Source organism: Stanieria cyanosphaera PCC 7437, from assembly GCF_000317575.1.
In the GTDB taxonomy this organism is placed as follows: domain Bacteria; phylum Cyanobacteriota; class Cyanobacteriia; order Cyanobacteriales; family Xenococcaceae; genus Stanieria; species Stanieria cyanosphaera.
In genome coordinates, this window is the sequence record NC_019748.1 from 2,188,919 (window position 1) to 2,211,134 (window position 22,216).

20 protein-coding genes and 1 other RNA gene are annotated in these 22,216 nt (G+C 36.0%); 13 read left to right on the top strand and 8 right to left on the bottom strand.

Annotated elements, in window-relative coordinates; all coding sequences use genetic code 11:
* Positions 1 to 251 precede the first annotated feature (251 nt).
* Positions 252 to 1,184 carry a ribokinase gene (gene rbsK / locus STA7437_RS09525; protein WP_015193174.1) on the top strand — a complete coding sequence of 311 codons (933 nt, stop codon included), beginning with the start codon at positions 252 to 254 and terminating at the stop codon, positions 1,182 to 1,184.
* Positions 1,185 to 1,186: 2 nt separating this feature from the next.
* On the opposite strand, the gene STA7437_RS09530 is transcribed toward rbsK, so the two are convergent.
* Together STA7437_RS09530 and nadA are read right to left on the bottom strand one after the other, a co-directional pair.
* Positions 1,187 to 1,402 (bottom strand): hypothetical protein, encoded by a 216-nt coding sequence (locus tag STA7437_RS09530; protein WP_015193175.1) that lies wholly within the window; start codon positions 1,400 to 1,402, stop codon positions 1,187 to 1,189.
* A gap of 113 nt (positions 1,403 to 1,515) precedes the next feature.
* Positions 1,516 to 2,487 carry a quinolinate synthase NadA gene (nadA, locus tag STA7437_RS09535; RefSeq protein WP_015193176.1) on the bottom strand — a complete coding sequence of 324 codons (972 nt, stop codon included), beginning with the start codon at positions 2,485 to 2,487 and terminating at the stop codon, positions 1,516 to 1,518.
* Between the two features lie 370 nt (positions 2,488 to 2,857).
* On the opposite strand from nadA, the gene STA7437_RS09540 reads away from it, so the two are divergent.
* From STA7437_RS09540 to ndhM, 3 genes are all read left to right on the top strand, one after another.
* On the top strand, positions 2,858 to 3,601 hold the full coding sequence (locus STA7437_RS09540; protein WP_015193177.1) for a DUF1995 family protein: 744 nt from the start codon (positions 2,858 to 2,860) through the stop codon (positions 3,599 to 3,601).
* A 221-nt stretch (positions 3,602 to 3,822) separates the two neighbouring features.
* On the top strand, positions 3,823 to 4,332 hold the full coding sequence (locus STA7437_RS09545; protein WP_015193178.1) for an inorganic diphosphatase: 510 nt from the start codon (positions 3,823 to 3,825) through the stop codon (positions 4,330 to 4,332).
* A 75-nt stretch (positions 4,333 to 4,407) separates the two neighbouring features.
* Positions 4,408 to 4,764: an NAD(P)H-quinone oxidoreductase subunit M gene (gene ndhM / locus STA7437_RS09550; RefSeq protein WP_015193179.1), complete on the top strand. Its 357-nt coding sequence runs from the start codon at positions 4,408 to 4,410 to the stop codon at positions 4,762 to 4,764.
* Positions 4,765 to 4,892: 128 nt separating this feature from the next.
* On the opposite strand, the gene STA7437_RS09555 is transcribed toward ndhM, so the two are convergent.
* Positions 4,893 to 5,783 carry a S1 RNA-binding domain-containing protein gene (locus STA7437_RS09555; protein ID WP_015193180.1) on the bottom strand — a complete coding sequence of 297 codons (891 nt, stop codon included), beginning with the start codon at positions 5,781 to 5,783 and terminating at the stop codon, positions 4,893 to 4,895.
* A gap of 36 nt (positions 5,784 to 5,819) precedes the next feature.
* Positions 5,820 to 6,566 (bottom strand): dienelactone hydrolase family protein, encoded by a 747-nt coding sequence (locus STA7437_RS09560; protein WP_015193181.1) that lies wholly within the window; start codon positions 6,564 to 6,566, stop codon positions 5,820 to 5,822.
* Between the two features lie 620 nt (positions 6,567 to 7,186).
* Here STA7437_RS09560 and STA7437_RS09565 point away from each other — a divergent pair.
* The 3 genes from STA7437_RS09565 to STA7437_RS09575 all read left to right on the top strand — a co-directional run bounded on the left by STA7437_RS09565 (position 7,187) and on the right by STA7437_RS09575 (position 12,553).
* Positions 7,187 to 10,345, top strand: a complete 3,159-nt coding sequence (locus STA7437_RS09565) for a DEAD/DEAH box helicase (RefSeq protein ID WP_015193182.1) — start codon at positions 7,187 to 7,189, stop codon at positions 10,343 to 10,345.
* A gap of 124 nt (positions 10,346 to 10,469) precedes the next feature.
* On the top strand, positions 10,470 to 11,873 hold the full coding sequence (locus tag STA7437_RS24825; protein WP_015193183.1) for a hypothetical protein: 1,404 nt from the start codon (positions 10,470 to 10,472) through the stop codon (positions 11,871 to 11,873).
* Positions 11,874 to 11,995: 122 nt separating this feature from the next.
* Positions 11,996 to 12,553, top strand: a complete 558-nt coding sequence (locus STA7437_RS09575) for an FKBP-type peptidyl-prolyl cis-trans isomerase (RefSeq protein ID WP_015193184.1) — start codon at positions 11,996 to 11,998, stop codon at positions 12,551 to 12,553.
* A 372-nt stretch (positions 12,554 to 12,925) separates the two neighbouring features.
* On the opposite strand, the gene ffs is transcribed toward STA7437_RS09575, so the two are convergent.
* Positions 12,926 to 13,022: signal recognition particle sRNA small type (gene ffs / locus STA7437_RS25445), an RNA gene on the bottom strand.
* Positions 13,023 to 13,170: 148 nt separating this feature from the next.
* On the opposite strand from ffs, the gene STA7437_RS27410 reads away from it, so the two are divergent.
* The 3 genes from STA7437_RS27410 (at position 13,171) to STA7437_RS09585 (ending at position 15,277) form a co-directional block, all read left to right on the top strand.
* Positions 13,171 to 13,302 (top strand): hypothetical protein, encoded by a 132-nt coding sequence (locus STA7437_RS27410; RefSeq protein ID WP_015193185.1) that lies wholly within the window; start codon positions 13,171 to 13,173, stop codon positions 13,300 to 13,302.
* A gap of 328 nt (positions 13,303 to 13,630) precedes the next feature.
* Positions 13,631 to 14,806: a formate-dependent phosphoribosylglycinamide formyltransferase gene (gene purT / locus STA7437_RS09580; protein ID WP_015193186.1), complete on the top strand. Its 1,176-nt coding sequence runs from the start codon at positions 13,631 to 13,633 to the stop codon at positions 14,804 to 14,806.
* Positions 14,807 to 15,010: 204 nt separating this feature from the next.
* Positions 15,011 to 15,277 (top strand): YciI family protein, encoded by a 267-nt coding sequence (locus tag STA7437_RS09585; protein WP_015193187.1) that lies wholly within the window; start codon positions 15,011 to 15,013, stop codon positions 15,275 to 15,277.
* A gap of 215 nt (positions 15,278 to 15,492) precedes the next feature.
* Here STA7437_RS09585 and STA7437_RS09590 read toward each other — a convergent pair whose 3' ends face one another.
* Positions 15,493 to 15,831 carry a P-II family nitrogen regulator gene (locus tag STA7437_RS09590; protein ID WP_015193188.1) on the bottom strand — a complete coding sequence of 113 codons (339 nt, stop codon included), beginning with the start codon at positions 15,829 to 15,831 and terminating at the stop codon, positions 15,493 to 15,495.
* Positions 15,832 to 16,052: 221 nt separating this feature from the next.
* Positions 16,053 to 17,465: a 3-isopropylmalate dehydratase large subunit gene (leuC, locus tag STA7437_RS09595; protein ID WP_015193189.1), complete on the bottom strand. Its 1,413-nt coding sequence runs from the start codon at positions 17,463 to 17,465 to the stop codon at positions 16,053 to 16,055.
* A gap of 477 nt (positions 17,466 to 17,942) precedes the next feature.
* Between leuC and STA7437_RS09600 the strand changes: the two genes are divergently transcribed.
* Genes STA7437_RS09600 through STA7437_RS09610 form a run of 3 tightly spaced genes read left to right on the top strand, consistent with a single transcriptional unit; the run spans position 17,943 to position 19,955 of the window.
* On the top strand, positions 17,943 to 18,923 hold the full coding sequence (locus STA7437_RS09600; RefSeq protein ID WP_015193190.1) for a sodium-dependent bicarbonate transport family permease: 981 nt from the start codon (positions 17,943 to 17,945) through the stop codon (positions 18,921 to 18,923).
* A 4-nt stretch (positions 18,924 to 18,927) separates the two neighbouring features.
* Entirely contained in the window at positions 18,928 to 19,239 is a 312-nt protein-coding gene (locus tag STA7437_RS09605; RefSeq protein WP_015193191.1) for a P-II family nitrogen regulator, read from the top strand.
* On the top strand, positions 19,236 to 19,955 hold the full coding sequence (locus STA7437_RS09610) for a carbonic anhydrase (protein WP_015193192.1): 720 nt from the start codon (positions 19,236 to 19,238) through the stop codon (positions 19,953 to 19,955). Before STA7437_RS09605 ends, STA7437_RS09610 begins: the two co-directional genes overlap by 4 nt.
* A 77-nt stretch (positions 19,956 to 20,032) precedes the next feature.
* Here STA7437_RS09610 and STA7437_RS09615 read toward each other — a convergent pair whose 3' ends face one another.
* Entirely contained in the window at positions 20,033 to 22,189 is a 2,157-nt protein-coding gene (locus tag STA7437_RS09615) for a polyribonucleotide nucleotidyltransferase (RefSeq protein WP_015193193.1), read from the bottom strand.
* Positions 22,190 to 22,216 lie beyond the last annotated feature (27 nt).

Below are 22,216 nucleotides of genomic sequence, written 5' to 3' on the forward strand. Positions count from 1 at the left end.
ATTTTATATAGTACTTTTTTTTTAACCAATGAAATGCTAATTAGTATTAGAGTTCATCTAACCAAACCAATATGTTTCAGTGCAACTGTTCAAGATGTTCTTACCTTGTTCTTAAAGATGATTTATCAAACTAAAAAACAATATTCTCTTGACAGCAGGGTAAAATTTCACCATACTTCTTGTCGAGAAGAATAGTCAACATAAATATTTACCTCTGTTCATTGCATTAAAAATTCAAATTTCAAAACAGAATGACAGTTGTTGTCTTTGGCAGTATTAATATTGATCTAGTTGTAGAAGTTCCTCGACTACCAAGCAGGGGAGAAACAGTGATTGGGCATCGTTTTTTCACCGCCGGAGGAGGAAAGGCAGCTAATCAAGCAGTGGCAGTAGCCAAATTAGGTGTTCCGACTCATTTAATCGGTCAAATCGGTGATGATGAATTCGGTCAAATTTTGCTAAAAAACCTCCATAATCTGGGAATAAGCACCGAAGGAGTTGTAATTAACCCCCATACTCACTCGGGTGTAGCTTCAATTGTAGTAGAAGAAAGAGGAGATAATATCATTGCCTGTGCTGCTGGGGCAAATAATTTAGTCGGAGAAGCAGAATTGCGACAATTTCAGACTTTACTACCCCAAGCAAAAGTAGCTTTATTAGAATTGGGCATTCCTCTCTCTACTGTCATAGCAGCAGCCCAAACTGCTAAAAATAGTAACTGTTGGGTAATTTTAGATCCTGCACCAGCCCAACCTAATCTACCTAACGAATTGTATTCTCTGGTAGATTTAATAACTCCCAATGAAATAGAGGCTAGTCAGTTAGTAGGTTTTACTGTTGATGGCGTAACTACGGCTAGACAAGCAGCTACTTTTTTACATCAAATGGGAGCTAAAAATGTAGTAATTACCCTTGGTAACCAAGGAGCTTTTTGCAGTACAGGAGACGAAAATTATTGGGTGAAACCAGTCTCTGTAAGAGTAGTCGATACTGTCGCTGCTGGAGATGCTTTTAATGGGGCATTGGCTGCTGCGTTAGCTTCAGGCAAATCATTAAAAGAAGCCGTACAGTGGGGTAATATTGCAGGTGCTTTAGCAGTTACTAAACCAGGAGCGCAGCCTTCTCTTCCTAGTCGAGATATTTTTATGAAAATGCTTGCTGAACAATCTCCCTATTTTGATTAATTCTAGGCATCTTCGGGATAAATTGCCAAATAATCAGCTATTTCGTCAGGAGAAACAAGATGTTTTAATCCTTCCTGACGAGAGAGAAGCACGGCTTGAGTTAGTCTTCCTGCCTCTCCATCTCCTAAATTTGCCTGAGCAATTTCATCAAAAAAGCGATGATAAATTGTTTCTAGTTCGTGATAAAACCGATATCTTAGTTCTTGAGTTTGGCTCATTGTTCACACTAGTTTACAATTTTATAGATTATAAGGTGCTTCGCCTGTGTTGAGGAAAAAATTATTTCAGTTACCAGTGACCAATCAACAATTAACCATATTTTGGCGAATTGTTAAGACATTGCCAGCATTTTTTGGATTGGTTTTAATGCAGCGAGCCGAATATCCTCTGGAATAATAATTTCTGGCGTTTTGTTTTTCATTGCCAAATATAACTTTTCTAGAGTATTGAGGCGCATATGAGGACATTCGTTACAAGCACAATTGTTGTTGATTGCTGGTGCAGGAATAAAGTGTTTTTGGGGTGCTGCTTTTTCCATTTGATGAATAATGCCTGGTTCAGTGGCGACAATAAATTCTTGATTTTCACTGATTTGACAATATTTTAATAAAGCGGTAGTCGAACCAATATAATTAGCGTGACGAAGTACAGATGGTTCGCATTCGGGATGAGCGATTATTTCTGCTTGAGGATGTTCTAGTTTTAATTGAATAATTTTCTTTTCAGAAAAAGTTTCGTGAACGATACAGCTACCTTGCCACAAAACTAAATCTCTGCCTGTTTGTTCCATGACGTAGCGACCTAAATTTCGGTCTGGTGCAAAAATAATTGGTTGTTGTTGAGGAATTTGGTTGATTATTTTAACTGCATTAGAACTAGTACAGATAATATCGCTCATTGCCTTAATTTCGGCAGTACAGTTAATGTAAGAAACTACTAAATGATCTCGATGAGCTTGTTTAAAAGCTTTAAATTCTTGTGGTGGACAACTATCTGCTAGAGAGCAGCCGGCATTTAAATCTGGTAGTAAAACTAACTTGTTGGGGTTTAGAATTTTAGCTGTCTCTGCCATAAAATGTACCCCAGCAAAAACAATTACTTCGGCATCAGTCTTAGCTGCTTGTTGCGATAAACCAAGGGAATCGCCAAGATAATCAGCAATATCTTGAATATCTGGGTCTTGGTAATAGTGAGCTAAAATAACGGCATTTAATTCTTGTTTTAGTTCGTTAATCGCTGTAAATAAATCGTTAGGAATGTTCTGTAAGTTAGAGTTGGGTTTGGATGACGCGGTTGCGAACACAGTAGTTAAAAATCCTTTCTTAAGATTAAGTTTAGTTTTTAATTATAGTTAGTTTTACCAAAATCATTATAGTAGATTTTACCAAAAAGGAAAAGCACTTTGTCAGTTTGATTGGTCTGGGGCAATAGAAAAGCAAAAGAAATGAGTTCAGCAAAATCTTAAGCTTGCCAAGGGTTTAAAAATCTATCATGACAAATGACTAATATAGCAGTCGAAGGAAAGATCAGGACTCACACATACATCTTGTAAGGGCGATTCGCGAATCGCCCCTACGTTAAATACTTTGCCCTAACCTATAATTCGACTGCTATGACTAATAACTGATAACAAAGTAAAGTAAAAATGACTTAGATCAACAAACTTTTTAACTATGAATAAGTTTCCTACCTCTTTAGAAGAAGCTGTTACTCAAGCCAAAGAAGCCACTTTAGCTGCTCTAGCTGATGGTTACAATCGTGTTCAAGTAGAACTAGTTATTCCTGAAATTACTCTTCAAGCTCAGGTATTGGCTCTAGAATTTGCGACAATTTTTGCCGAATATGGCTCGGGGTTAAAAGTGATGTTTCCTGATTCGGGAGCAGCAGCACTAGCCAAAAGGGATTGGGGAGAAGTTCCGTTTCAAGTGACTGATTTGGGTAGTCGTTATACGGCTGTAGAGACACAAGTAAGCGAACAAGACCAGATCTTCATTGTAGTTGCTCCTGCTGCGATCGAAGTAGAAAAAGTAGAAAAACTGTGTAACGTGGCAGAGGATCGACCTGTAGTTTTATTGATTCCTCAATTAGAAGATATTGCCTTTGTAGGGATTGGTTATACTGCTCGTCAAATGAGAGAACGTTTTATTAAAAGTCTTTATTCTTGCTATTATCTTCGTCCTTTGGAAGAAGCTGCGATTTTACGTTGTCATCCTTCTTCATGGCAGATTTGGTTAGAAAAAGAGGAAGAATATCAACTAGCGATGGAGTTAGCTCATCAACCGATGGGGGAAGATTTAGAGCGTCTGTTGATGAAATTAACTAATCCTAATCCAGAAAACAAGAATGAGGTTGCTTCACGCCAAAAACCCAGCTTTTTAGGTAATCTGCAAAAGTTTCTTAGAACTTTAAGTCAGTAAAAATTAAGTTAGAAAAGAGCAAGAAAGAGCCAAGCTGAGATGGATTTTAACTAAGATTGATTCAACATCTCAGCCTCAACAATTTCAATAAAATCTAATGTAAAGTTTGGTTAGTAAGCATCTCTTCAGGTAGAATGCTTCATGATGATTAAATAATTCAGTCATCATCTTTTGGAAATTACTCCTATTATCAATCAGTAGTTAGCATTCGGAGAGACTGCGTGGATTTAGCTCGTATTCCTGCTCAACCAAAGCCTGGTTTAATTAATGTTTTAATTGAAATTCCAGCCGGTAGTAAAAATAAATATGAATTTGATAAGGATATGAACGCTTTTGCTTTAGACCGCGTTCTGTTTTCCTCTGTACAATATCCTTATGATTATGGTTTTGTGCCTAATACCTTAGCAGATGATGGCGATCCTTTAGATGGAATGGTATTGATGGATCAAGCAACTTTCCCTGGATGTGTTATTGCTGCTCGACCCATTGGTATGTTAGAAATGATTGATGGTGGCGATCGCGATGAAAAGATTCTCTGCGTTCCCGATGCAGATCCTCGTTATCGTAACGTTAATTCTCTTAAAGATGTTGCACCTCATCGTTTGGATGAAATTGCCGAATTTTTCAAAACTTATAAAAATTTAGAGAAAAAAGTCACCCAAATTCTTGGTTGGCAGGATGTAGACCAAGTTAAACCCTTGGTAGAACAGTGCATTAAGGCTTACAAATAGTTTAAAGTTCAATATATATATGGGTTGGGTAATTACCCAGCCTAGTTAGTTCAATTTTTTTCTTTTAAAATAACTATGCTCGTTAAATCTACTACCCGCCACGTTCGGATCTACGCTGCCGAATTACAAAATAACGAATTAGTTGCTAGTGATAGCGTTTTGACTCTCGATATCGATCCCGATAATGAATTTAACTGGGAAGAGGATGCTTTACAGAAGGTTTATCGCAAGTTTGATGACCTTGTTGAAGCTAATAGTGGTCAAGATTTGAGTGAATATAATCTTCGTTTAATTGGTTCTGATTTAGAGCATTTTATTCGTTCTTTACTGCAAAAAGGCGAAATTTCTTATAATTTGGGCAGTCGCGTGCGTAATTATAGTATGGGCTTACCCAAATTAGATAGTCCTGAAACAGAAGGGAAATATTATTAGAATTTGGATGCAGAGGAGCAAGGGTGCAGAGGTGATTTGATTAATAATCATACTAGGTTTCCCCAGACCCTTCACTGCGTTCAGGGCTTCGCTGCGCTCGTCTCCTTTTCTGCCTGTCTCCCTATCTCCTACTCTTGGGATTGTTCTTTAGCTTTCTGCCAGCGTTCCTCCGCAGTTGCCATAACTTGGTCTAAATTTTCGACGATTTCTCCTGGATACTCTTCTAAAACTTTAATAGAAAGAGATAATCGGTTTTTGTATTCGTCTACTTCGGCAATGACAACTTTGATGATTTGACCAATTTTAAAGATTGTAGTTAAAGAATTAATATGAGTGTTGCTGACTTCTTTGATATGAAGTAAACCAGTTGCACCATCAAGATCGACAAAGACTCCATAGGGTTTAAGGCTGACGATTTTACCTTCCACCAAAGTTCCTTGTTCAACTTTAGCCATTGCTTTGGCTTGAATTGCACCACGTTGAGAAAGTACTAGTTTTTTGTCGTCGGGATTGACTTCTAAAAAAGTAGCGGTTAGCAGTTGCCCTACTAAACTATCCAGATTATCTCTTTGTTCTAGGTGCGATCTCGGGATAAATCCTCTTAATCCTTCGATTTCTCCTGTTACTCCTCCTTTATTGACTCCAGTAATCCTAACCTGGACTGATTTACCGCTTTCGGCAATTTCCGCTACATTATCCCAAGCAGCTTGAAGTTGCAGTTGACGGCGAGATAGAGTAACTTGCCCTTCATCATTTTGTTCTCTGATAATCAAAAATTCTAATTCTTGATTGAGGGGTAAAACTTCGGCTAAGTTGTCAATTGTTCCTAGGGCAGCTTCTCTGGTAGGAACAAAAGCTGGAGATTTGCCACCAATATCTACATAAGCCCCTTCCGACTCGTATTGAACGACTGTTCCTTTAATTACTTTTCCTTTGCTAAATTCATAATCGTATTGTTCTAAAGCTTTAGCAAAATCATCCATCGAAAAGGATTGTTTAGTGGAGATTGAATCGCTCATGGCAATATTTTTTGATCTGATGTGATAAATTATCTTTTATTTAAGAATTTGGCTAAACAAGTCTAGCACTTTCTGCCACGCAGATTGGGCAGCTTTAGGATTATAACTACTACGCTGATCGCATACAAAACCGTGAGTTGCGCCTTCATAACGAAAAACTTGATGAGGAATTTGGTTTTGGTTCAATTGGGCTTCTATTTCATCTACTTGTTCGTTGGGGATTAACGGATCTTCTGTGCCAAAGAAAGTATAGATTGTTCCTTTAATATCTTTGGTTCGAGTAATAGTTGGTTCACCACCGCCAGGGCAAGAGTTTGTAATTCCTGCACCATAGAAAGATGCTGTTGCTTTAATATCTTCTAGGGTAGCAACTAAATAAGCTACGTGTCCGCCAAAACAAAAACCAATCGTTCCTACTCCTTCTGGTTTCACTTGGGGCAAAGCATAAAGATAATCAATGGTTGCTTGAATATCACTGATTAATTCTTGTGCTGTGGTTTGTTCTTTATATTTTCTACCGATTTGCATATCTTCGTCGCTATAACCTACTTCAAAACCAGGTGCTTGACGCTGATAAATGGCAGGTGCGATCGCAACATAGCCAGATTTGGCTAATCTTTCAGTAATGTCTCGAATATGGGAGTTAACGCCAAAAATTTCTTGTATTACCACTATCCCTGGATATTTTGTCTCTGTTTCAGTGGGATTAGCTAAATAAGCATGAATTTTTAAATCGCCATTGACAATTTGTACGTTAGCGGTAGCAATTTCCAATGCTGTCATTTATCTTTACTTGATTTTTGTTTCTATTGTGTAAATTTTAAGTCGATTAGATACGTTTAAGCCTGAAAAGTTTATTGCTCTGAAGTTGACGTTCTCCCCTGCTATCACGGCGAGGGGATTCTAAAAATCACTTTTTAGGTTTTCTCTTTCTTAGAGTTACCTTACTAGAGTGTGTTTCCAAAATGAGAGCAGAGGGGAATCTCTCCAGAGACTTCAAATTCCGTGCGCCCCAAGGTATTTGCCCATTGTTTCAGGGCTTGTTTTAAAATATTTCCAATTTCAGATTGTGATTGATTAAGCTTTTCTAGGATAGAGAAGTTAATTAGTTATAAAATGTTGATTAGGTATTTGTATTCCTTGCTACTTGGAAACTGTTAATTAACTAAACTTCATTCAATACAGTAGACCCAGTAAAGGAAACATCTAATCTTACTCTTGTTCAATATGAAGTAAGAGAAAAACGATTCTGGATTTTATTTAAGGTTTAGTTTCGTAATTTGGAGTTGCTTAATTATTTTAAATAACAATGAGTAATTTTTTTATTAATTAAGCTGCAAACTTACTCTATTTAATAATTAAAATTTAATTTATTTTTGTTCGTAATATTTAGGTTATAGCTAATGTCGATTCTTCATGGTAGTTGGATTTTACAGTCAGAGCAAAATTATTTTTTTGTTTGGGGAGAAGCTTGGCGTTCTTTAGTTAATGTAGAATTTACTACTCAAGATAAAAATTTAGTTAACCCTTTTTGTTTACCAGCAGAACAACTAGTAAATTTACTAAATAATAATCATTTTAATCTAGATAAAATTTTAAATAAAGAAATTAACTTAAATAATAGATGGCTTACTCAACAAATAGCTATTCCAAGTGTTATTGATTTTAAAAATCAGACTATTCAACCAATATTTTCTAAAAATATCTCAACTGAAACAATTTTAGAATTATCTTCTTGGCAAGTTGAAGGATTTTATCTGACCGAAACAGAAACTATTAAATTTTTACAGTCATTACCTCTTAATCAAACTAATAATTTTTTAGGAGGAGAATTGAATTTTTGGTCACAGATATATCGTTGGATTCTCGATCTAATTGTCAGGGGAAAGTTTTTACCAGGTATTAATTCCAAAAATAAAGAAAAAATTCAAGGCAATTGGCAACCTTTATTAGATAGTATTATTGACCAAGCCAGGTTGGCTAAATTTATTCAATTAATGCCTTCTGCTTGTCTTAATTATCAAGTTGAGCAAGAAAATTTAACTGCCCAAGAATTATTATTAAACTTTTTAAGTAGTATCCTTGATGCTAACTTACGTAATTGGATTGATTATAATGTTAGTGCATCTAAAAATTTAAATATTCAACCTTATTTACTTTCACTTTCTGAATTAAACTCTACCTTAGATACTGAACAAAAAAATCTTAATCGTCTCGAAAATGCTCTATATAATTGGACATTACCAATTCAAGAATATTTAGTAACTTCAGAAAATAACAATCTTGGACAAAATCAATATCACGCTTGTTTTACTCTTCAACCACCCAGCCAAAATAGCAAAGATGAAGAACAAAATGACTGGCAATTAAAATATTTTCTTCAAGCATTAGATAATGCAAACTTTATTATTGATGCCGAGATAATTTGGCAACACGATGCTGAAATTTTATCTTATCAAGGCAGAACTATTCCCAGACCTCAAGAAATTTTTCTTAAAGGATTAGGATTAGCTAGTAGAATTTATCAACCAATTGCTGATAGTTTACAAACAAGTACTCCTCAACAATGTAACTTAAATCCAATTCAAGTTTATGAATTTTTACGCTCAATTGCTTGGCAATTACAAGACAATGGTTTGGGAGTAATTTTACCTCCTGGTTTAACTCCTGGTGAGAATGAACAAAGATTAGGTGTTCAAATTACTGCTGAAGTTGCCCAGAAAAAAGGTGAACGTTTAAATTTACAAAGTTTGCTTAAATATAAGTTAGAAATTTCTGTTGGGAATCAAACAGTTTCTAAACAAGAATTTGAAAAATTATTAGCTCAAAAATCTCCTGTTGTAGAAATCAATGGACAGTGGTTAGCATTACAACCTGCCGATGTTAAAGCAGCACAAGCTGTCTTAAATCAGGCTAATGAAGCAATGAATTTATCTGTAGAAGATGCACTACGTTTGTCTACAGGAGACACCAAAACTTTAGCCAAATTACCAGTAGTTAGTTTTAAAGCAACAGGTGTTTTAGAAGAGTTAATTAATAATTTAACTGATAACAAATCCGTCGAACCGATTACTAATATTCCAGGATTTATTGGTGAATTACGTCCTTATCAAGCTAGAGGAGTTGGTTGGTTAGCCTTTTTAGAAAAGTGGGGTTTAGGTGCTTGTCTTGCAGACGACATGGGATTAGGAAAAACACCGCAACTAATTGGGTTTGTTCTTCATCTAAAAGAAAACTATGATTTAAAGAAACCTATTTTAGTAATTTGTCCTACTTCAGTTTTAAATAATTGGGAAAGAGAAGTTAAAAAATTTGCACCTACTTTATCTACTTTAATTCATCATGGTGATCATCGCAGTAAAGGTAAAACCTTTGCTAAAGAAGTTAACAACAAACATTTAGTAATTACTAGCTATTCGTTAGTTCATCGTGATTTAGAAACTCTTAAAAATATAGAATGGGAAGGAATAGTTTTAGACGAAGCTCAAAATATTAAAAATTCCTCAGCTAAACAATCTCAGGCAGTAAGACAATTACCAGCCAAGTTTAGGATCGCTTTAACAGGAACTCCTGTAGAAAATCGCTTGTCAGAATTATGGTCAATTTTAGATTTTCTCAATCCAAGTTTTTTAGGAACAAGGGCATTTTTTCAAAAAAGGTTTGCTATTCCGATTGAAAAATATGGTGACAGAGATTCTTTAAAAATTTTGCGTTCTTTAGTTCAACCTTTTATCTTACGTCGTCTCAAAACTGACAAAGAAATTATTCAAGATTTACCAGAAAAACAAGAAATGAATGTTTTCTGTGGTTTATCTAGTGAACAGGCACAACTTTATCAACAAATAGCAGAAGAATCTTTAGTACAAATTGAATCTTCAGAAGGAATTAAACGCAGAGGATTAATTTTAACTCTACTATTAAGATTAAAACAATTGTGTAATCATCCAGAATTATTAACGGCTAAAAATACTTCAATTAATCCGACTAAAAATATTCATCAATTTGGTAATCGTTCGGGTAAATTATTGCGTTTAGAAGAAATGTTAGAAGAACTAATGACTGAAGGAGATCGCGCTTTGATTTTTACTCAATTTTCTGAGTGGGGTAAATTATTAAAACCTTACTTGGAAACCAAATTAAAAGGAGAAGTTTTATTCCTTTATGGTGCTACTCGTCGTCAACAAAGACAAGAAATGATCGACCGTTTTCAAAATGATCCTAATGGGCCACAAATCTTTATTTTATCTCTTAAAGCTGGAGGTACAGGATTAAATTTAACTAGAGCAAATCACGTTTTTCATGTAGATAGATGGTGGAATCCTGCGGTAGAAAATCAAGCTACAGATCGTGCTTTTAGGATTGGTCAAAAACGAAATGTTCAAGTACATAAATTTATTTCTACGGGAACATTAGAAGAGAAAATTAATGACATTATTGAAAGTAAAAAAGAACTTGCTGAACAAACCGTAGATGCAGGGGAAAACTGGTTAACAGAATTAGATACTAATCAATTGCGTAATCTTTTATTATTGAACCGCGATAGTATTATTGATGAAGAATAAAAACGTTAAAAAAATTGGTTCTAGACAACCAAGCCAAGTAACAATTTATTAATATCCGCGATCGCATTTTCTGAACTGAAAAACTATATGCTAAAAATCTTGTTTACAGTAGGACTTAAGTGCTATGACCTCAGAAGATTATTCAGATAAATCAATCGATAGTAATCAAACCTCTTCAGAAAACGATATTTCTCAACCAGAGACAATTAAATTACTGACAGAAAGTATTCTGAAACTAGAAAGAATTGTCGAACACTTAAAAGTAATATCAACTACTAATAATTTACCGTCAGCTTCTATTAACAATTTGGTAGAGCTAACTGAAACATTAGCAACTACAGTAAATAATTTAGATAATACTGAAGAACTAAAAACAGTTACAGTTTCCTCAACTACTCCAAAAGTAGTCAAACCAAAATCTGCTCAAGTAAAATCAACAAAAAAGGTAATTAAACAAGATCAATTATCCAATAATTGGTTAAATAAAATTCGTTCTAATTTAGTCGGAATAGGAATTGTTGCTACTACAATAATCTTAATTATTTCTGCTTCAGTATTTTGGTTATCTCATCAATCAACTGAAACAAAAGTGGCAGTTAAACCAATTACAATAGAAGAAGAAAGTTCTACTACAGTTGAAGAATTAGAAATCCCTACAAAAATAGAAATAACTCCCTCCGAGGAAATTATTTCAGAAACAGAAGCAAAATCGACAGTAGTTATCCCTGAAGTAACTATCCCTTCTCAACCGATAACAGTTACAACAAATACTCCAGAAATTATTGATACATCAGAAACAGAAGCAAAATCAACAGTAGTTATCCCTGAAGTAACTATCCCTTCTCAACCGATAACAGTTACAACAAATACTCCAGAAATTATTGATACATCAGAAACAGAAGCAAAATCAACAGTGGTTATCCCTGAAGTAACTATCCCTTCTCAACCGATAACAGTTACAACAAATACTCCAGAAATTATTGATACATCAGAAACAGAAACAGAAAAACCCATAGTAATTATTCCTGAAACAGAAAAATCATCTCAACCAGAAATAACTAAACCTAGCACTGAAATTCCTCCAAAAATTGTTACTTTACCCGAAGTGCCAGTCGAAACAGAAACTATTCCTGACATTGAAACCTCAGCAACAGAACAATTAAAACAACCTCAATTACCACCAGAAAATTTAGTTCAACCTCAACCATTCCCATTAACTCCAGAACAAAATTTAGTTGCAGCTATTCAATCTAAATTATCAGAAATTACTAATCAATATTTTGATGATTTAATTCTATCTATCGAAGCTAATTTGTTACAAAATAATTTACTTGTTAAATTAAGCGATCGCTGGTATAATCTCAATCAATCAGAACAAGATAAATTCGCTAGCGAAATTTTGCAAAAATCTCAACAGTTAGACTTCAAAAAATTAGAAATAATAGATACTAATGGTAAGTTAATTGCCCGTAATCCAGTGGTAGGTAAGCAGATTATAATCCTACAAAGAACCAACAACAAAGTTTAATTAATTACAAACAAAAAATTTTTGAACGCCAAAAGTAAAGATTAATTAAATTAACAGTTAACCAACGACTTGCTATTGGTTACTAAGAACTGTGTACAATATCCCTGGATAAAATTTAGGCGATGACAAAGGTGGTCAAAAAATTGAATAATCAAATTATTGTTAGTGTTGGAATAATATTCATCTGTGCTTTAGTTTTAATTGTCTCTTCTCTAGTTGGTAGTGGCAATCAATCAAACGCAATTGCATCTGAATTAAACCAACCGACTACCACTTCATCTCAATTAATTGCTGAAAATATTAAATCAAAACAGGAAAATAAAACTATGGATTTGTCCAATGCTGTTAGCACTCCTTCGGGACTACAGTACGTCGTCGTTAAAGAAGGAAATGGTGCAACACCACAACCAGGTCAGACAGTAACAGTTCATTATACAGGAACATTAGAAGACGGAACTAAATTTGATAGTTCTCGCGATCGCAATCGTCCTTTTTCTTTTAAAATTGGTGTAGGACAAGTCATTCAAGGTTGGGATGAAGGAGTTGGTAATATGAAAGTTGGTGAACAACGTACTTTAATCATTCCTCCTGACTTAGGTTATGGTGCGCGAGGCGCAGGTGGAGTAATTCCTCCTAATGCTACCCTCATTTTTGACGTAGAATTGCTCAAAATCGGCTAAATTAACTTAAAAATAGGAGCAGTTGTTGACTGCTCCCGTTAGCTCTTAATGTTTGTCGAAATTAGCTCATTCTCATTGCACATGATTAAGATAAGTAGTTGGACTTCTCAATTTATGTAATTAATCTTGTCTATCTACTTAAACTTTGAGCATCAATCATTTCATGTGCTAATTTTCCTGAAGCAATCCCTGCTTTGACATTTTTTAGTTTGAACATTAAATAAAAATTCTGATTTCTTTGTAATTATTAGATTAGAATCGTTGACTATACTGACAAAGAAATGAGCAATAGCTGAAAAATCAATAATGGTTAGATGAGAAAACTGAGGATTAAATAAGAAAAAGTAGAGATTTTTTAATCTACAGATACTCAAAGACCCGAATTTCAAGCCTGTCATAAGCATCCCGTATTGCTGCTACCTTCCGGTTCTGACAAGGTTTGGGCGTTACAACCGCATGAGTCCGGGTCAACTACTAGAATAACATACTTTCTAGTGCATTCAAGCAACAAAGGCAAACTCATTCAGTAGATTAAATAATTAAAAAGATTATCAGTAACAAATTTCGTTTTGTGTCAAGTATAAATTAGAGGTATAGTGAGCAAGGACTAATGAATTATGCTTTGTACAAAATGCCAACGTCAAGTAATTTGCATGGTCTATCAATTAGGACAAGAAGACTCTCGGATCAAGCAGATGCTTTCTCAAATGAATCGCTGTGAACAACGCCAGCTAGTGAAATCCCATTAAATTACACTTTGAGCTTGAATTGAGGAGAATACTTTAATTAAACTGATTTGCATAGAAAACTGCATATTGTTTTCAAGCTTCTGCCTTTTCTCAACTAGTAACTTTAAGGCGTGAAAGCTTGTATTTTGGTGCAAAGCTCGGGTAATCAAAAAGTTTGCTCAAGCAATCTAAAAATATAATTGACTTAACTAAATATTATCAATTTTGCAGCATCGCGATCGCACTTTTCCAAAAAATGCTTTAATAAATAATAAATATTTTTATTTTTCTGCTTCTGAATTTGCCTTACAATATCACCTCGGATTGTTGTAGGTGCATCGGAAGCGAAATGAAAAAAAATCTTAAATTACCACAAAAAATTATGTTACTTGGTTCAGGAGAACTAGGTAAAGAATTTGTAATTGCAGCCCAAAGATTAGGTAATTTTGTGGTAGCAGTAGATCGTTATGCTAATGCACCTGCCATGCAAGTTGCTGATCGCTCTGAAGTAATTTCGATGTTAAATGAAGATGATCTAGAAAGAGTGGTGCAACAATATCAACCAGATTTTATTGTTCCTGAAATTGAAGCAATTCGGACAGAAAAATTACTTGAATTTGAACAACGAGGCTTGACTGTAATCCCCACAGCAGCAGCAACTAATTATACCATGAATCGCGATCGCATTCGCGACTTAGCTCATCATCAATTAGGAATTAGAACTGCTAAATACGCCTATGCTTCTTCTCTAGAAGAATTGAGCAAAGTTGCAGCAGAAATTGGTTTTCCTAATGTAATTAAACCCGTGATGTCTTCTTCAGGAAAAGGTCAATCTGTGGTAGCTTCTGCCGATGAAATCGAACCAGCTTGGCATTATGCGATTGAAGGTGCAAGAGGCGATACCCAAAAAATAATTATTGAAGAATTTATTGATTTTGAAATTGAAATTACTTTACTTACTATTAAACAATGGGATGCACCAACAATTTTTTGTCCACCAATTGGTCATCGTCAAGCAAGAGGAGATTATCAAGAATCTTGGCAAACTGCGGAAATCTCTGAAGCAAAAATCAAACAAGCAGAAGCAATTGCGACTAAAGTTACTGATGCTTTAGGTGGTGCAGGAATTTTTGGTGTCGAGTTTTTTATTACTAAAGACGAAGTAATTTTTTCTGAACTTTCTCCTCGTCCTCATGATACAGGAATGGTAACTTTAATTTCCCAAAATCTCAATGAATTTGAGTTACATTTGCGAGCAATTTTAGGCTTACCAATTCCCAAAATCGAAGTATATTCTCCTGCTGCCAGTGCAGTAATTTTAGCTAGTGAATATTCAGATCAAATTAGTTTTGTTAACGTTGCCGAAGCTTTAGCAACTCCAGATGCAGAGATTAGATTATTTGGGAAACCAGATTCTCGTCCCTATCGTCGCATGGGAGTAGCTTTAGCCAAAGGAAAAACTGTAGCAGAAGCGAGAACCAAAGCAAACAAAGCAGCTAAAACCGTCAATATTGTTAACAATTAATGTTAATTTTTACTTTGATCAAACTCTAATTATTTTATTAGTTGAAAATACTTTTTTTTTAATAATTATCAGCTAAAATAGCTTAACTAAAATTAAATAACTGTACAGACTACGCCATGCTTGTACAGACGTTCCATGGAACGTTTCTACTGATAACTGTTGTACGGGCAAGGCAGTGCTTTGCCTCCTACTAATAACTGAAAAATGCCTACATTTGTCAAAATAGAACAAGGAATTGTTGATAAAAAAACTTTTGATCGATACGTCCCTGATCATAAAGAATACGTTCGTAATTTAATTATTAAAGGACATAAAGCTCGTACTGGATATTGGGCAGAATTTGGTGGAGGAATGTTAATTTTTGAAGCTTCATCTTTAGAAGAGGCAAAAGAAATAGTGGCGAATGATCCTCTAATTAAAAATAATTGCGTCAAATACGAACTACATGAATGGAAAATTGTAGTTGAGTAAAACAAAAACTATTAAATTACCAATTGTTTAATTTGTTTGAGAATTAAGCCCAAATGAATTGAACTTTAAAAATTTGGAGATGAGATTGAAACATAACTTCTCATCCCCACTGATTATGGTCACTTTGATGAACTACATCGATCAGCTTATTTTGATTGAGTTGCCTGTAATTAATAAACTTAATTGAAAATGACGTAGTTCACTATAACTAATCACTAAACCGCTTCGAGATTTCTTTCTCCTGTACGAATACGAATAACTTCGTCGACGGGATGGACAAAAATCTTACCATCACCAATTTCACCTGTTCTAGCAGCAGCGATAATTTTATCTACCACCATATCTACTTGGTTATCTTCGACTACTATTTCAATTTTGAGTTTTTGAAGAAATTCGACAGTATATTCTGAACCACGGTATCTTTCAGTTTGTCCTTTTTGTCTACCAAAACCTCGCACTTCAGAGACTGTCATACCAACAACCCCTGCATTGACTAAAGCGATTTTCACTTCATCTAATTTAAAAGGACGAATAATTGCTTCGATTTTTTTCAATTTATTATCTCCTTATTGCAGTAATTTTTTACTCTAGATTTATTTATAAGGCTAGGTTAGGATTTTAGCGCGATTGAGATCGAAAAATTTTGTAAAAATAATATCCTGTTTCTCAGGTAAGAGCAACTAAGATTTAGAAAACGAGAGGTTAGAACTGTTATAGTTAACCCAATGGTCAATTTCCCCCATTTAAATTGCTCTAAAAGTTTATTTGTCTTTGATTAGCTAACTTGTTCTAATTTCCTGACATCCGTTACCTCTCCTGTGACGGCAGCAGCAACTACCATTGCTGGACTCATTAACAAAGTTCTACCAGTAGCTGAACCTTGACGACCTTTAAAGTTACGATTAGAAGAAGAAGCACTAATTTGATCCCCTTGAAGTTTATCGGGATTCATTGCCAAGCACATCGAACAACCAGGTTCACGCCATTCAAAACCAGCTTCGGTAAAGATTTGATCTAATCCTTCTGCTTCTGCTTGTTGTTTGACTCGTTCTGAACCAGGAACTACAAAAGCTTTTACTCCTGCTGCGACATGATGTCCTTTGGCAAATTTAGCAGCTTCTCTGAGATCGCTGATTCTACCATTAGTGCAACTACCGATAAAACAGACATCTATTTTTGTACCTTTAATAGATTTGCCTGGAGTCAGTTGCATATATTGATACGCTTCTGATGCGATCGCTTTTTCACTATCGGCTAAACTTTCGGGGGTGGGAACAGTTTCACTAATACCAATCCCTTGTCCAGGAGTAATTCCCCAAGTTACAGTAGGTTCGATCTCAGCAGCATCAAAAGTAACGACATCATCATAAACAGCATCTTCGTCACTACAAATACTTTGCCACCACGCCACCGCCTTTTCCCAGTCTTTGCCTTTTGGGGCAAAATCTTTACCTTTGAGATAATCAAACGTAACTTGATCGGGATTGATATAACCGCAGCGCGCACCACCTTCAATTGACATATTACAAACAGTCATCCTCTCTTCCATATTCATGGCAGTAAAGGTACTTCCTGCATACTCGTAGGCGTAACCAACACCGCCGTTAACTCCTAGTTTACGGATGATATGAAGAATGACATCTTTGGCATAGATTCCTGGGGGTAATTCGCCGTTAACCTCAATTTTACGGACTTTGAGTTTAGATAAAGCTAGAGTTTGAGAAGCTAAAACATCCCTAACTTGGGACGTACCAATCCCAAAAGCGATCGCTCCAAAAGCACCATGAGTAGAAGTGTGGGAGTCACCACAAGCAACTGTCATGCCTGGTTGAGTTAAACCTTGTTCGGGTGCAATGACATGAACGATGCCTTGATTACCAGAACCAACATTATAAAATCTGATCCCAAAATTTTTGGTATTGTGTTCTAATGCTTGCATCATTTCTTCTGCTAAATCGTCAGCAAAAGGACGTGCTTGATTTTCAGTCGGTACAATATGATCTACTGTCGCTACGGTACGTTCTGGAAATAATACTTTTAAGCCTCTTTCTCGCAGCATGGCAAAAGCTTGAGGACTAGTAACTTCATGAATTAAATGTAAGCCAATCAATAGTTGAGTTTGACCTGAGGGGAGTGTACCAACTGTATGTAAGTCCCAAACTTTATCGAAGAGTGTTTTTGAAGACATAAAACCTTTGTGTGTAAGTACTTTTCAAATTTCTCACTGGAGATTTTTCTTACCAGTTTTTTAACTTTGTCATTCAAACAACGATTTTATAAATATTTGCTCGTTTATTATCAGACCAAGGTTTTGAGGGATTTAGAGAACTATGTATTGTATCATGATAAGTACCATTACATAATTATTTAGATATTTAAAATTTTTTCCTGCCTTCTGCCTTGTCTATATTAAGTAAGCCGATGTTGTTCAGGGCAAAAGATCAGAACTTTTTGTGCTTAAAAGAGCAGTTAAGAAAAAAAAATACCATCAAAATTGAGATTTAGCTAATTTTCTTAACAAATTGGTTGTTGGTAGCTACAAAATAATAAATTTAGTGAAAGGAAGCACCAAAAATTCAATTTTTTTCTTAATGTTGAATACTTATACCTTAGATGATAGAACAAAATTTCGTTATTTATATAGTTGTGGTGAGGAGGAACGGACATGGATACTAGTCTGATCGTATCTAATATCCTCAATCCGCCAGTTTTATTTTTCTTTTTAGGAATGACTGCGGTTTTAGTTAAATCCGATTTAGAAATTCCTCCTCCAATTCCCAAACTATTTTCCCTTTACTTGTTGTTTGCGATTGGATTTAAAGGAGGAGTAGAACTAATTAAAAGTGGTATTACCCAAGAAGTAATTTTGACTCTAGCAGCAGCAATGTTAATGGCTTGTGTTGTACCGATTTATACCTTTTTTATTCTCAAGTTCAAGCTAGATACTTACGACTCTGCTGCGATCGCAGCTACTTATGGTTCAATTAGTGCTGTTACTTTTATTACCGCTAGTGCTTTCTTAAGTGAATTAGGAATTGACTATGATGGATATATGGTAGCAGCCCTTGCTCTAATGGAATCTCCCGCAATTATCGTTGGCTTAATTTTGGTTAATCTATTTGCTTCAGAGGCAGGAAAGCAAAGCGAGCGTGACTTTGTTTGGTCAGAAGTTTTACGAGATGCCTTTTTGAATAGTTCTGTTTTTCTCTTAGTTGGTAGCCTAATCATTGGATTTTTAACGGGAGAACATGGTTGGCAAGTACTAGAACCCTTTACCCAGGGAATGTTTTATGGCGTTTTGACTTTCTTTTTATTGGATATGGGACTGGTTGCTGCTAGAAGGATTAAGGACTTACAAAAAACTGGAATTTTCCTGATTTCTTTTGCCATACTGATCCCCATAGTCAATGCAGTAATTGGACTAGTAATCGCTTGGTTTATCGAAATGCCGAAAGGAGATGCTCTTTTATTCTCCGTACTTTGTGCTAGTGCCTCTTACATTGCTGTACCTGCTGCCATGCGTTTAACTGTTCCAGAAGCTAATCCTAGTCTGTATGTGTCTACTGCGTTAGCTGTGACTTTTCCGTTCAATATTATTGTAGGAATTCCTATTTATCTGTACGGAATCAATCTCTTTTGGAGTTAAGATCATGCATTTAGTTAAAAAAATTGAAATAATTGCTAATTCATTTGAACTCGCCAAAATTTTAGATAGTTTGGATAAATCTGGCGTACATGGTCATGCGGTAATTCGCAATGTGGCAGGTAAAGGATTGCGAGACGGAGCAGAAGATTTAGATATGACCATGCTGGATAATGTCTATGTGATTGCTTTTTGTATGCCAGACCAACTTAAATCGGTAGTGGAAAACATTCGACCTCTACTCAATAAATTTGGAGGCACTTGCTATGTCTCCGATGTAATGGAAATTCGCTCTGTTAAATGTGTCGCATCTTTATGACAAGCTCTATGAAACAAGAAAGTAACTTTAGCGACCGCCGTAAATTTTTGCAACTAGGAACGGTAACTGCTCTAGGTTTGTTAGTTAGTGCTAGCGATCTCGTATGGGATGTAGAACAAGCTCAAGCTGATACTCTACAGCCTACTCCTGATCAAGCTTTACAAAAGTTAATCGAGGGGAATCAGCGATTTGTTAATCATTTGATGAGAAGACCTCATCAGGCTTCAACTCGTCTACAAGAAGTTTCTCAAGCTCAACATCCCTTTGCAACTATTCTCAGTTGTGCTGATTCGCGAGTTTTGCCAGAAATGCTGTTCGATCAAGGTATCGGAGATCTTTTTGATGTTCGGGTTGCCGGTAATATTGCTACTCCCGAAGTTTTAGGAAGTATTGAATATGCCGTAGCTTTGTTAGAAACCCCTTTACTGATGGTACTAGGGCATGAACGATGTGGTGCGGTAACTGCTGCGGTCAAAAATGAATCTCTAGCAAATAGTCAGATTGACAGTTTTGTTAAAGCAATTAAACCCTCAGTAGAAAGAGTAAAACAACAACCTGGAAATTTGGTAGACAATGCAATCATTGCTAATGTCCAAGACCAGATCGAGAATTTAAAAACCTCTCCAATTTTACGCGATCGCACTGAATCAAACAAATTAAAAATTCTCGGAGGTCGTTATGATTTGGATACTGGCAAAGTAACCATTATTACTTAATTTGCTCAAGGTTAACAATTTCAATTTATAAATTATTTAACGTAGGAGCGAACAGCCGTTCGCCCTTACTTAATCAGTTATTTAACAGCAACTGTTGCTCTTGCTGCTGCTGCTTCTTCGGGATGAATACCCAATCGAGTCAAATTAAGACGACCTTTATTATCAAAGCCTCTAACTTTAACTACGATTTCATCTCCCACAGCAACTTCATCTTCAACTTTGCCTACTCTACCTTCAGCTAATTGAGAAATATGAATCATCCCTTCTTTACCAGGTAAGATTTCTACAAAAGCTCCAATGTCAATGATTCGGGTAACTTTGCCAACATAGACATCCCCTTCATTTAATTTACGAGTCATACCAGAGATAATACTTCTGGCTCGTTCAGCTTTTTCGGCTTCAACGGCTGCAATAACCACTGTTCCGTCATCTTCGATGTCAATTTTTGCTCCTGTTTGTTCGGTAATTCCTTTAATTGTTTTACCCGCAGGACCGATCACTAAACCAATTAATTCAGGATCGATTTTAATAGTCAGCAACCTCGGTGCATAAGGAGACAACTCTGAACGAGGTTGGGTGATCGCTTTAAGCATTTCTTCCAGGATATGCATTCTGGCAGGTTTGGCTTGTTGGATAGCTTTAGCTACTACATCCATTGATAAGCCTGTAATTTTCATATCCATTTGCAGCGCAGTAATGCCTGTATCTGTACCTGCAACTTTAAAGTCCATATCTCCTAAGAAATCTTCAATCCCTTGAATATCGGTGAGAATTCTAACTTCGTCGTTTTCTTTGATTAAGCCCATTGCTGCACCACTAACGGGTTTAGTAATTGGTACTCCTGCATCCATTAAAGCCAGAGTAGAACCACAAACCGAACCCATCGAAGTCGAACCGTTGGAAGATAAGACTTCCGAGACAACTCTAACTACATAAGGAAATTCTTCTTGGGGTGGTAAAACTGGTACAATAGCACGTTCTGCTAAAGCACCGTGACCAATTTCTCTACGTCCAGGAGAACGCATTGGCTTCGTTTCCCCGACAGAAAAAGGTGGAAAGTTGTAATGATGCAGATAGCGTTTTTCGTCTTCGGGATGAAGATCATCAGCTAAATCTTGAGCATCACCTGAAGTTCCCAACGTAGCAATTGACAAAACCTGAGTTAATCCTCTTCTAAACAAACCGCTACCGTGAACACGTTGGGGTAGTAGTCCTACTCGACAAGAAATGGGTCTAACTTGGTCTAATGTACGTCCGTCAACTCGAACACCTTGTTCGATAATTTGCGCCCGCATCAATTTTTTCGTGACTGCCTTAAATTCATTCGCGATCGCCTTAGGATTTTCACTAGTCGCAATTTTGATCGGCTCTTCTTCTGGCAGTTCAGCGATTACTGCTTCAATTTTAGTTTTTTTGATCTCATCTAAAGCTGCGTCACGAGCATTTTTATCGAAATCGTATTGAGAGAGGACTTGTTTGATGGCTTCGGATGCGCGATCGCTAATAAAATTCGTCAAGGTTTCATCTACGACAGGTGGTTCAATCGTGGGCATTTCAATACCCAACTGTTGAATTAATTGTCTTTGAGCTTGAATTAATTCTTGTACCGCTTCGTAACCGAAATCAATCGCTTCAATAATATCTTGTTCTGGTAATTGATTTGCCCCGGCTTCAACCATCACTACACCGTCGGGACTACCAGCTACAACTAAATCTAAATCTCCCTGTTCAATTTCTTGATAAGTAGGATTGATAATAAAATCATCACCCACTAAACCAACTCTCACGGCTGCCATTGGACCATAAAAAGGTATCTGCGCCAATAAAACAGCCACCGAAGCACCTGTTACTGCCAAAATATCAGGAGGTACTTCGTGATCCATCGATAGAGTAGTAGCAACGATTTGAATATCATCTCGCAACCAACCAGGAAAAAGAGGACGTAAAGGGCGATCAATTAATCTACTCGTCAGAATCGCTCTTTCTGGAGGTTTTCCTTCTCTTCTTAAAAATCCACCGGGAATACGACCGGCTGCATACAACCTTTCTTCGTAATCAACGATCAGAGGTAAAAAATCAATCCCTTCTCTTCCTTCTGCTCTCGTCGCCGTAACTAATACTGCTGTATCTCCTGATTGAATTAAAACAGAACCGCCTGCTTGTGGCGCGAGCAAGCCTACTTTAAGTCTAATATCTCTTCCATCGAAAGATATCGACTGATCGAATTCTTCCATTCAGTTTTTTGTCCTTTATTTTTTCAC